The 11,913-nt window shown below is 52.3% G+C and carries 10 protein-coding genes; 7 read left to right on the top strand and 3 right to left on the bottom strand.

The features are described from left to right. Positions 1 to 3 precede the first annotated feature (3 nt). The 7 genes from OGY10_RS16910 (at position 4) to OGY10_RS16880 (ending at position 8,147) form a co-directional block, all read left to right on the top strand. A complete protein-coding gene (locus OGY10_RS16910) occupies positions 4 to 795 on the top strand; it encodes a hypothetical protein (protein WP_072420592.1) in 792 nt (263 codons plus the stop codon). Between the two features lie 261 nt (positions 796 to 1,056). After that, a complete protein-coding gene (locus OGY10_RS16905; protein ID WP_063444331.1) occupies positions 1,057 to 1,908 on the top strand; it encodes an aldo/keto reductase in 852 nt (283 codons plus the stop codon). A 26-nt stretch (positions 1,909 to 1,934) separates the two neighbouring features. Further along, complete coding sequence (locus tag OGY10_RS16900; protein WP_072420593.1) at positions 1,935 to 2,924, top strand: aldo/keto reductase; 990 nt, start codon at positions 1,935 to 1,937, stop codon at positions 2,922 to 2,924. A gap of 436 nt (positions 2,925 to 3,360) precedes the next feature. Then, on the top strand, positions 3,361 to 5,862 hold the full coding sequence (gene ptsP, locus OGY10_RS16895) for a phosphoenolpyruvate--protein phosphotransferase (protein ID WP_063444333.1): 2,502 nt from the start codon (positions 3,361 to 3,363) through the stop codon (positions 5,860 to 5,862). A gap of 23 nt (positions 5,863 to 5,885) precedes the next feature. Then, a complete protein-coding gene (locus tag OGY10_RS16890; RefSeq protein ID WP_024274694.1) occupies positions 5,886 to 6,905 on the top strand; it encodes a PTS fructose transporter subunit IIC in 1,020 nt (339 codons plus the stop codon). Between the two features lies 1 nt (position 6,906). Continuing rightward, complete coding sequence (locus tag OGY10_RS16885) at positions 6,907 to 7,761, top strand: helix-turn-helix domain-containing protein (protein ID WP_001515328.1); 855 nt, start codon at positions 6,907 to 6,909, stop codon at positions 7,759 to 7,761. After that, positions 7,758 to 8,147, top strand: coding sequence for a PTS fructose transporter subunit IIB (locus OGY10_RS16880; protein ID WP_001515329.1), 390 nt, complete (start codon positions 7,758 to 7,760; stop codon positions 8,145 to 8,147). The genes OGY10_RS16885 and OGY10_RS16880 overlap by 4 nt, the downstream gene beginning before the upstream one ends. Before the next feature lie 97 nt (positions 8,148 to 8,244). Here OGY10_RS16880 and OGY10_RS16875 read toward each other — a convergent pair whose 3' ends face one another. The 3 genes from OGY10_RS16875 to OGY10_RS16865 are packed head-to-tail and all read right to left on the bottom strand — an operon-like array spanning position 8,245 to position 11,702. Next, positions 8,245 to 8,985: a phosphatase gene (locus OGY10_RS16875; RefSeq protein WP_001515331.1), complete on the bottom strand. Its 741-nt coding sequence runs from the start codon at positions 8,983 to 8,985 to the stop codon at positions 8,245 to 8,247. A 56-nt stretch (positions 8,986 to 9,041) separates the two neighbouring features. Continuing rightward, the gene (gene tkt / locus OGY10_RS16870) at positions 9,042 to 11,036 is read right to left on the bottom strand and encodes a transketolase (protein WP_004105531.1); all 1,995 of its coding nucleotides are present in this window, start codon (positions 11,034 to 11,036) and stop codon (positions 9,042 to 9,044) included. After that, on the bottom strand, positions 11,037 to 11,702 hold the full coding sequence (locus OGY10_RS16865) for an HAD-IA family hydrolase (protein ID WP_024191304.1): 666 nt from the start codon (positions 11,700 to 11,702) through the stop codon (positions 11,037 to 11,039). Positions 11,703 to 11,913: the final 211 nt, after the last annotated feature.

The following is an 11,913-nucleotide window of genomic DNA, read 5'->3' as shown; positions in this document are numbered from 1 at the left end:
CCTATGCGTCTTTCATACTCGATTTTGCCTTCATTTTTATGCCTTGCCTCATCTTATGCCTATGCTGCCCAAGAGCATGCCCCGGATGCGGCGCAGGCAAACAACCCTCTGGCGAATATGACAGCATTCAATATGCAGAACTATTACATCGGAGATGTCAGCGGTACGGATCAGGATGCCAATCAGTTCTGGTTCCGTTATGCGCAACCTTTTTCACTAGGTGACAGCAAATGGCTGCTGCGTGGTTCATTACCAATTAATACCTATCCGGTTGCGCCGACCGGGGGGCATAAAACAGGCTTAGGTGATCTGAACTTATTTGCATCATGGCTTATTGATACCGGTAATCCGGCAGTGAGTTTTGGTTTCGGTCCACAAATCACGGCGCCGACTGCTACTGAAGATGCTCTGGGAACAGAAAAATGGTCTGCGGGTCTGGTCAACGTACTCTTCGATGCCAGTTCGCCAAAATTCCAGTACGGTTATCTGGCCTCATGGCAGCATAGCTTTGCCGGAGAAGACAACCGAAACGATGTGAATCTCGGTACTTTTCAGCCATTTTTATTCTATCAGTTGGGTGGCGGCACTTATCTGCGAGCAGCACCTATCTGGGTCTATAACTTCCAGAATGACAGCTACAGCGTTCCGCTGGGTTTAGGTATTGGACAGGTTATCAAGCAGGATAAAACCGTCTACAACTTCTTTGTGGAGCCTCAAGGGTCGGTTGCGGACCGTGGTCCAGGACAACCTCACTGGCAGATTTTCTTTGGGTTAAACCTACAGTTCCTGAATTAAACCATTTACGGTTAATTCTTTTTTTTCGTACATAATTGGGTCACTGCCAAATGAATGGCGGCGATTCCCGCTGCTAATAGAAAGTGGTGGTGACCTGAGACGCCATATAACTTAGCAACGTCCGCTCCTGGCACAAAGCCGACCTTCCTTCCCCCTCTAAATTAATGAACACATCTAATAAACCCTAGCTAATTACCCCATCTAATCGAATAAATCACTTTGCGTTATGCTTTTCCTACACAACTGCTGAAGGATAACGTCATGCAAACTGTAAAACTGAACAACGGGATTGAAATGCCCCTGCTGGGCTTTGGTGTGTTTCAGATGTCTGATGCCGCTGAATGCGAAAGAGCCGTTATTGATGCCATCGATACGGGATACCGCCTGATCGATACCGCCGCGTCTTACCAGAATGAAACCCAGGTCGGGAACGCGCTGAAACAGACCGGCATCGCCCGTGATGAACTGTTTGTCACCACCAAACTGTGGCTGCAGGATACTAATTATGAAGGCGCGAAAGCCCAGTTCGAACGCTCTCTGAACCGACTGCAGCTTGATTACGTTGACCTGTATCTGATTCACCAGCCTTACGGCGATGTCCATGGGGCATGGCGTGCGATGGAAGAACTGCAGCAGGCTGGCAAAATCCGCGCCATTGGCGTCAGCAACTTCCATCCTGACCGACTGGCCGACCTTATCGCCTTCAACAAAGTGACTCCTGCGGTGAACCAGATTGAAGTTAACCCCTTCAACCAGCAGCTGCATGCGGTTCCATGGAATCAAAGCCATGGCATTCAGCCGGAAGCCTGGGCACCGTTTGCAGAGGGTAAAAATGGCCTGTTCCAGCATCCCGTGTTAACGGCAATTGGCCAGAAGTACGGCAAAAGCGTGGGTCAGGTTGTGCTGCGTTGGATCTTCCAGCGAGGCATCGTTTCGCTGGCGAAATCGGTGCGCAAAGAACGCATGGAAGAGAACATCAACATTCTCGATTTTGAACTCAGCTCTGAAGATATGCTGCAGATTGCTGCCCTCGACACTGCAACCAGCGCCTTCTTCTCTCACCGCGACCCGGCGATGGTGGAATGGCTGACGGGCCGCAAACTTGATGTTTAAGTCGCGATAAAAGAGGTATTCATTCAATGCAAAAACGTTATCTGGGTAAATCAGGACTCGAAGTCTCCGCACTTGGGCTCGGCTGCATGGGCTTAAGCCACGGCTACGGCCCGGCGACCGATACTCATCAAGCTATCGAACTCATTCGCGCAGCGGTTGAACGTGGCGTCACCTTCTTCGATACCGCTGAAGTGTATGGCCCTTTCCTTAATGAAGAGGTGGTCGGCGAAGCCTTAAAACCGTTTCGTGACCGTGTGGTCATCGCCACCAAGTTTGGTTTTACTTTTGGCGACGACAACAAGCAGCAGATTTTAAACAGCCGTCCGGAGCATATCCGTGAAGCGGTGGAAGGATCATTACGCCGTCTTAAGACTGATGTCATTGACCTTCTATATCAACACCGTGTCGATCCGGATGTCCCGATTGAAGATGTTGCGGGAACGGTGAAAGACCTGATCGCTGAAGGCAAAGTTAAACATTTCGGTCTGTCCGAAGCGGGTGCGCAAACCATTCGTCGTGCGCATGCCGTACAACCTGTTACGGCGCTGCAGAGCGAATACTCCATGTGGTGGCGCGAGCCTGAGCAGGAGATCCTGCCGTTACTGGAGGAACTGGGCATTGGTTTCGTTCCCTTCAGCCCATTAGGCAAAGGCTTCCTGACGGGCTCGATTAAGCCAGGAACCACTTTTGGCAAAGATGATTACCGCAGCACCGTGCCGCGTTTCGCCGAGCAGGCGATTGAAGCCAATGAAAAGCTGGTCTCATTGCTGGGTGAACTGGCGGCAGAGAAAGGCGTGACGTCTGCACAAATCGCGCTGGCATGGCTGCTGGCACAAAAGCCGTGGATTGTTCCTATCCCTGGTACCACGAAACTGCACCGGCTGGAAGAAAACCTGGGGGCCGCCGACATCATCCTTTCTCAGGATGACTCGCGAAAGATAACCCAGGCGCTTGAAACGATTAAAATCGTCGGCGAGCGTTATTCTCCTGAGCATCGGGCTCGCGTAGGTCGTTAATACCCGGACGGGTCCGTACTCTATTGCGGACCCTTATTTCGTTTGATTAATCAGGCAGATAACTCAGATAGTTTTGAATCAGATACATATCTGCTAACGCCATAGTGATAGATGCCGCCGGAGAAGTCGTGAATAGACATGCCGGAAACAGATTATCCTGCCTACCCCCGCACCATTTCATGAACCTGTTTGTATTAGCTTTAAATTTGTGATCCATATTGCAAAAACGGCTCAAAAGCCAGAAACAAAAAAACAAACTAAATCAAACAAGTAATTGAGAATTAATCATTCATAAATATGACAAAAGTCACAAAATCACAATCAGGTTACTATTTTTAAGAAAAGGTCATTTTTTTACTATGTCATCACCGTTGCGAACAGGGAAAGATAGCGAGATCGGCAACACATTGACGCGCGAAGGCATTCAGGAGTCGAGATGGCGGTGGTTATAACCTATGTATGTGAGCTTCACGAAGGTGTTCATGCCCGGCCTGCCGGATACATCGCGCGGCTATGTAATCTGTTCCGGGCAGATATCGACTGGGAAAACACCCGTACGGGACTACTGGCAAATGCGAAAAGCGCCCTCTCGCTGATTGCCAGTGACACGCTGGTAAACGATACATGCCGCATCACCCTTTGCGGAGAGGATGAAACGCAGGCCGCAGTCCAGTTGCGCACGCTGCTTTCCGATCTCCCGACTTTTAGCCTTGAACCGGAACCAATAACCACGCAGGGGTATCTGCCCCGCTGCCTGCGCGAGTTGAACCCACAGGTGATTCAGGGAACTCGCATAAATAAAGGCGCAGCCATCGCCAGACCACAGATAATGCAGAGCCTGACTTTCACCGATATTATCGCCCGCAATCCAGGGTATATCGGCAATATTGAAAGTGAAAAAGCCCGCTTTCTTACCGGATTAGATGCGTTACGCGTAGAGCAAGAGGCCGCACTCGGAAAAAACCAGGGTATTGAACACGATCTTATTGCGGCACATCTATCTCTGATAACCGACATCGCATTTCAGGATAGTGCGATCGGTTATCTGAATAACAACATGAATGCCTGGTCGGCCATCGCGCAGGCGTCCCTTGACTTTTGCCATCAGCTTGAGCGCTCGCCTAGCCAGTATCTGCAGGAGCGCGCCCTGGATATTCTTGATATTGCGACGCAGCTCATCAGTGCGATCTATGGCGAACAGGCTCTGGCTTACCACCCACCTTTGCTAAATGAACCGACAATTGTTTTCGCCAGTCATCTGACCCCCAACCAGTTTCTGGCGCTAAACCGCAAACACCTTGCAGGTCTGGTGCTCTCCTCTACGGGGAAAACCTCCCATACAGCCATACTGGCTCGTTCGTCAGGTATCCCAACCCTGGCGGATATCGATTTTTCATCGCTGGATTTCGATGTCGATCAGCTGATAATCATTGATGGTGAGCCGGGGATCCTGATTACCCATCCGGATGAGAAAGTTCTGCGCTACTACCGTCATGAAATTGCCGTCCAGCAGGATATGCAGCAGCGGCTGCGGGAAAATGCTTTAGCGCCCGCAAGAACCCGCGATGGGCATCGCGTAGAGGTAGCCGCTAATATTGCAAGCCTGGCCGAAGCGCAGGCGGCCTTTGAAAACGGCGCGGAAAGCATCGGCCTGTTTCGCACCGAGATAACATATATGGGCCGCGATTACCCGCCCTCCTGCGCTGAACTGACAAACCTGTATAAACAGGTTGTTACTCTGGCAGGGGGGAAGCCCGTTATCTTTCGCACCTTCGATATCGGCGGTGATAAACCGGTTGGATACCTAAGCGTCGACAATGAAGAAAACCCGTTTCTTGGTTTCCGGGCAGTGCGTACTTATCCGCAATATCGCGACCTTTTTTCCACCCAACTGAAGGCTATTCTGAGCGCCTCAACATCAGGTAAAGCCAAAATTATGCTGCCGATGATTTCTCGGGTGGAAGAACTTATCTGGTGTCGTGAGGTACTGGAATCGGTTAAACAGGAGATGCGCCACGAGGGTCTGGCATTTGATGAACAGACAGCGCTCGGAATCATGCTGGAAGTACCTTCGGTACTCTTTTCTATGGCAGAGATGGCAGAACATGCGGATTTCTTCAGCGTGGGCAGTAATGACCTGACGCAATACTTTTTCGCCGCAGACCGAGGTAATGCACAGGTAAAAACGCTTTATGACAGTTGCACGCCACCGTTTTTACGCGCCCTGCAATTCGCAGTGAAAGAGGCTCATCGCGCCGGTAAGCCTGTCGGGTTGTGCGGTGAACTCGCTGCTGACGAAACCATTCTCCCACTGCTTATCGGCATTGGCTTTGATGAATTGAGTATGAACTGCACCGCGATTCCGGGGATTAAGCACGCCCTGGGCCAACTCAGTGCCGGAGATTGCCGGTCGCTGACGCAGAATCTTTTGCAAAATCACAACGCACAACAGTTCAAAGCCGCATTACAAAACTCGAGCGTTAGTGCGGCGCAAAAGCCGCTACTGTCGCCGGAGATGGTTTTATGGGGAATTGACGCCGCTGATAAAAACGAGGCTATCAAAATGATGGTTGATAACCTGTGGCTTCAGCAGCGCACCAATACACGTGACAGGCTCTGCAGTGATATCTGGGCTCGCGAAGTGCCTTTTCCTACCGTCGTTGGCTCGGGCTTTGCTATCCCCCATGCCCAAACGGACGCTGTCAGGGATTCCTCCGTCAGTATTGCCACGCTCAGGCAACCTATCGCCTGGGGCGGCGTCATGGTGGATACCCTGTTCATGCTGACGATTAGCAAATCCGCGCAGGATAACGAGCATATGAAGTACTTCTCCAGCCTGGCGCGCATGCTCATGAATGATGAATTTGTCAGCCAGATTAAAGCGGCAAAAAGCCCGGAAGCGCTTTACACGCTGATATCCAGAACTCTGGTCTTCTGAGCAGCAAACGTTACGAGGCTGACATGTTAAAACTATTAAAAAATACTAAACGACATTTTATGACCGGCGTCTCCTACATGATCCCGTTTGTCGTCGCTGGTGGTGTTCTGTTGGCGCTCGCGGTGATGTTTAACGGGGAAGCCGCCGTACCGGACCATGGTTTCCTGAAGGCCATGTCGCAAATTGGTATGGCTGGCTTAACCCTGTTTATCCCCATCCTGTCAGGATTTATCGCGTATTCGATGGTCGATAAACCGGGCATCGCGCCGGGTGCCATCGGCGGCCTGATGGCTTATCAGATGGGCGCCGGATTTTTAGGCGGCATGCTCTCCGGGATTATTGCCGGGCTGGTCGTCTATGTTCTGTTGAACCTGATCGCCCGGCTTAAAATCCCCCACTTCCTGCGCATGGTATTACCGATATTTATTATTCCGCTGATCGGGACCTTCCTCACCGGCATGGCGGTGTATTACATCATTGGCGACCCGATTGCCGGGCTGATGAAGTGGCTTAGCGTCTGGCTTGGCAATATGCAGGGCGCGTCGTTTATTATCCTCGGTACCATCCTGGGCTGCATGATCGCCGTTGACATGGGCGGACCAATGAATAAAACCGCTTTTTTCTTTGCTGTTGCACTGATCTCAACGAACCCGCAGCTGATGGCGGCAGTCGCTGCCGCCGACTGTACTCCGCCTCTGGGGCTGGCGCTGGCAACCTTTCTGTTTAAAGACATCTTTAATGATGTGGAGCGAGAAGCCGGTAAGCCAGCGATAATTATGGGCTTTATGGGGATAACAGAAGGGGCAATTCCGTTTGCGGCGGCGGATCCGGTACGGGTGATCCCGGCAATTATGCTTGGCAGTGCGGTTGCGGCGATCCTCTCACTATGGTTTGGCGCAACCAACGCCGCCCCGTGGGGCGGACTTATCGTATTACCGGTAGTCAGCAACCATTTTGGCTACATCGTTTCGGTGGTCGCCGGGAGCATCACCACCGCCTTTGCGGTGAAAGTCCTGAAGACAGTTATCAAACCTCGGGCATAATATGGCTACATTTATTCAATCTATTCTCAGTGAATTCAGCGCTCAGGGCTCGATAGACAAAGGCGTCATGGTAGCTAACGGCAATATGCAGGCTCCGGCGATGGCCTACCATTTGCACGTTCCGCGCATTGAGTTGACGGTAAAGGGCACACTTCGCATGCTGCTGCCGAAAGGCGTGGACCGCATCGTGAAATATGAACGTCCGGTCGGCACCATCACCTATATCCCCGCCAATAGCTGGAACTCGCCGCTGTGGGAAAGCCCGGTTATTTGCATGTCGATAGTCTTCTGGAAGCAGGACGTCGGTTTCAGCATCAGCAACTGGGATGGCACGCAGTTTAAAGAGGTAGAGAAGTACAATCTGCAAAACTCCAGCAGTACGGTTCGCGATCGGCTTCTCGACCTGGCTGAATCGCTGGCGTGGTCGCAAGATACCACCAGCGAGACCTTTGCCCACGTGGTCTATGCGCTGCTTAACGACCTGCTATATCAAATTACCGATGGCCTGAATAACCAGCGGGCTCCCTTCTCACTGCTGGACGAAATTAAGAGCCATATCGATAGTCACTACCACACGGACATTAGCCGGGAAAGCGTCGCCGAAACGTTTAATATTTCCCCAGGCTATCTGTCGCGTCTGTTTTCGAAGGAGTCAGACGTGAAATTTAACGAATATCTCAAGTTAGCCCGCATTTCACGTTCAAAAACGCTGCTGACCAATACCAATCTGAAAATAAACGAAGTTTCAGAAAAGTGCGGTTTCACAGATACTAACTATTTCTGCAAGGTGTTTCGCGATATCAACGACTGTACGCCGCTTGAATACCGCCGCAAAAATAAAGGAGCAAGATCATGACCACTCGTGCAACAAGAGATGAGATTCAGCCTTTCTCCAGCGAACGTCATCTGCATATTGTGGCGGTGACCGCGTGCGCGACCGGCGTGGCGCATACGTACATGGCCGCAGAGCAGCTGGAAAAACTGGCGAAGCAGTATCACTTTGCGATCAAAATTGAGACTCAGGGCGTACTGGGGCTTAAGAATCCAATTACCGATAAAGATATTTTCGAGTCTGAGCTCACCATCATCGCATCCGATATTACTATCGATAATCCTTCACGCTTTGAGGGTTGCCGTATTCTGAATGTTTGTATTAATTCGCTGTTACTCAAACCAACTGAGGTTATCGCCGCCATTCGTAAGTCTTTAAATCTGCCGCGAGGCAACGTTATTGACCTGTAGGTGGTTTTCCCTGGCTCTAACAGTCCAGTCTCAAAACCGCACAGACACGCCGAACTTCCTCTCCCATTATTGGGAGAGGGTTTAACCCACAAGATTTTTAGCCAGGAAGCGCATAAAGCTCGGCTATCCGCCCCCCGCCGTGCTGTTCCAGAAACGTCAGCACTCGTCGCACAGAGGTATTCAGCACTCTTGATGCTGGAAAATCAGCCTCCACCAGCAGATGCTGACAGGCGCTAAAGTCCCCCAGAGAAAACGCGCTGTGTGAATCGCTACCCAATGAGAGAAGTCCGCCGCTGTCGCGCACGGCTGCTACAATTTTGCGACAGTTCCCCTCACTGCCCTTACGTGAATGGACGAAAGAGGCGTTATTGACCTCCAACGCCACATGACACTCCTTAGCCGCGGCCACCACCGCCGGGATATCAATCGGATACTCCGGGTTACCGGGGTGGCTGATAATATGCACCTTACCGCTCGCTATTACTGCAATCAGCGCATCGGTATTGGTGGTAATGTCCGCTGGCGCAAACACCTGCTTATGGAATCCAGCAATCACTAAATCCAGCGACGCACGCATTTTGTCGCTACAGTCGGTCTCACCACCAGGTTTGATATTGGCCTCAATACCGCGCAGGATCCCCACACCATCGACAACGCGCGGCAGCACACGCAAATTATTAAAGTGAAACGGATGCGGCGCATCAACCATTTCCGGGCCATGGTCGGTAATGGCGATCAGGCGAATATGTTTACGCACCGCGGCGGCGATATAGTCATGAACCGTGCTATAGGCGTGGGTGCTGGCCAGGGTATGCATATGAAGGTCAACGGGATACATGTTATCTCTCCCTTTAATGAAAAGCGGCCCCTTAGCATGTAAGGGGCCGTTAAAGGTTAAGCCAGAAGCGCTTTTGCCTGCTGCAACACCACCTCAACGGTAATGCCAAACTCCTGATAAAGCTGTTCCGCCGGGGCGGACTCGCCGTAGGTCTGCATACCGATAATCGCGCCATTCAGCCCGACATATTTAAACCAGTAATCCGCGATCCCCGCTTCCACGGCAATACGCGCAGAAACCGCCTGCGGCAACACCGCTTCACGATACGCCGCATCCTGCTTGTCGAAGACATCGGTGGACGGCATGGAGACCACCCGTGCCTTCACACCTTCAGCCGTCAGTTGCTGCCATGCGGCTACCGCCAGCTCCACCTCCGAGCCGGTCGAGATAAGGATCAGCTGCGGTTGCCCCTCGCAATTCTTCAGTACATAGCCGCCGCGCGCGATATCCTGCACCTGCTGCCAGGTCCGTTCCTGCTGGGTCAGGTTTTGCCGGGAAAAAATGAGCGCAGTCGGACCGTCCTGTCGCTCAACACCATATTTCCACGCCACCGCCGATTCAACCTGATCGCAGGGACGCCAGGTGCTGAGGTTCGGCGTCATGCGTAGTGAGGCAATCTGCTCGACCGGCTGATGGGTCGGGCCATCTTCGCCCAGGCCAATGGAGTCATGGGTATAAACCATCACCTGACGCTGCTTCATCAGCGCCGCCATGCGCACCGCGTTGCGTGCGTATTCGACAAACATCAGGAACGTCGAGGTGTACGGCAGGAAGCCACCGTGCAGCGCAATACCGTTGGCGATAGCGGTCATACCGAACTCACGCACGCCGTAGTGAATGTAGTTCCCGGCGCTGTCTTCGTTAATCGCTTTAGAGCCGGACCACAAGGTCAGGTTCGATGGAGCCAGATCCGCAGATCCGCCGAGGAATTCCGGCAACAGCGGACCAAAGGCTTCAATCGCATTCTGCGACGCTTTACGGCTGGCGATTTTCGCCGGTTTGGCCTGCAATTTTTCAATAAACGCCTGCGCCTTGCTGGCAAAATCTGCAGGCAGTTGCCCATTCACCCGACGGGTAAATTCATCTGCCAGCTCGGGGAACGCTTTCGCGTATGTGGCAAACTGCTGGTTCCACGCAGCCTCCTTAGCCTGCCCTGATTTGCGGGCGTCCCACTGCGAAGCTATCTCAGTGGGGATAACAAACGGTGGATACGGCCAGTCCAGCGCTTCACGCGTTGCCGCCACTTCAGCCTCGCCCAGCGGCGCGCCGTGGACATCATGAGTACCCGCTTTATGCGGAGAGCCAAAACCAATCACCGTTTTGCAGATAATTAACGTCGGCATGGTGGTAATCGACTTTGCAACATCAATCGCGGCACGGATGGATTCAGGATCATGCCCATCGACTCCGCGTACCACATGCCAGCCGTAAGCCTCAAAGCGTTTGGCGGTGTCGTCGGTGAACCATCCCTCGACGTGACCATCGATAGAGATGCCGTTATCGTCGTAGAACGCCACCAGCTTACCGAGCTTCAGCGTCCCGGCCAGGGAGCAAACTTCATGAGAAATGCCCTCCATCATGCAACCGTCGCCCATAAAGGTATATGTGAAGTGATCGACAATGTCGTGGCCCGGGCGGTTAAATTGCGCCGCGAGAGTTTTCTCGGCGATAGCCATGCCGACCGCATTGGCTATCCCCTGCCCCAGCGGCCCGGTGGTGGTTTCGATGCCCGCGGTGTAACCCACTTCCGGGTGCCCCGGCGTTTTCGAATGCAGCTGACGGAAGTTTTTCAGCTCATCAATCGGCAAATCGTAGCCGGTAAGGTGCAGCAGGCTGTAGAGCAGCATTGAGCCGTGACCGTTGGAGAGTACAAAACGGTCGCGGTTGGCCCACGCGGGGTTATTCGGGTTATGGTTGAGAAAATCCCGCCACAGGACTTCGGCAATATCCGCCATTCCCATCGGTGCGCCCGGATGACCGGAATTTGCCCGCTGAACGGCATCGACACTCAGCATACGGATGGCATTGGCCAGGGTTTTTCGTGATGACATTTAAAACTCCCTCTGAATCTTAAGTAAAAAATCTGCCTCGCCCTTGCGCGTTACGCGCAGGTCGAGGTAGTTATCAATGGTTTTCCAGGTATCGATATCGTGAACTACAGACTGGCGGGTCAGGACTTCAACCACCACGCACCCTGCCTGGGTGGCAGAAAGCAGACCGGCAGTGGAGTCTTCAAAAGCGAGGCAATTAGCGGGAGAAAGACCGAGTCGGGCTGCACCCGTCAGGAACGGCTCCGGATGCGGCTTGCCATGATGAATATCTTCGCTGGTCACCAGCACCGGCGGAACGGGGAAACCGGCTTGTCGGATCCGTGCTGAGGCAACCTTCAGCGACCCGGAAGTCACAATGGCCCAGGGGACCTGCAACTGCTCAAGCTGGCGGAGAAAATCAACAGCCCCGTTAACCGCAGTGATGCCGTCAGTATTGCTCGCTTCAAACTCTTCCAGCGCGAGAAATTCGTCGATGATGATCTGTTCACTGGCATCGGGCATAAAGTGGCGCAGCGTACTCAAAGCGGGTTTACCGTGGAGATAATGGCATACCGCCCTCGGATCCAGCTCTTTTGTAGTGGCCCATAAACGCCAGGAGGCCTCAACGAAATCCAGCGAGTTCACCAGCGTCCCGTCTAAATCTAGTAATATTCCACGAAAATGCATCGTAATTACCACAACGAAATAAATAGAGTGTGTATTATTTTGTACTCCATTACCCATGACCATTGAATAGAAAGAAAGTCACTTTAATAGCAATTACGTGACCACTGCTCACCCGTTAATAATAGTGCGGCTGCCATCACAATTACTTAAATCATCTCGCAATACACACATCACAGTAATTCTATATAATTTCATGACCTCGATCACAAAA

It is taken from the genome of Citrobacter sp. Cpo148, from assembly GCF_030332375.1.
GTDB lineage: Bacteria > Pseudomonadota > Gammaproteobacteria > Enterobacterales > Enterobacteriaceae > Citrobacter > Citrobacter portucalensis.
This window is presented reverse-complemented; position numbering and strand designations above follow the sequence as displayed.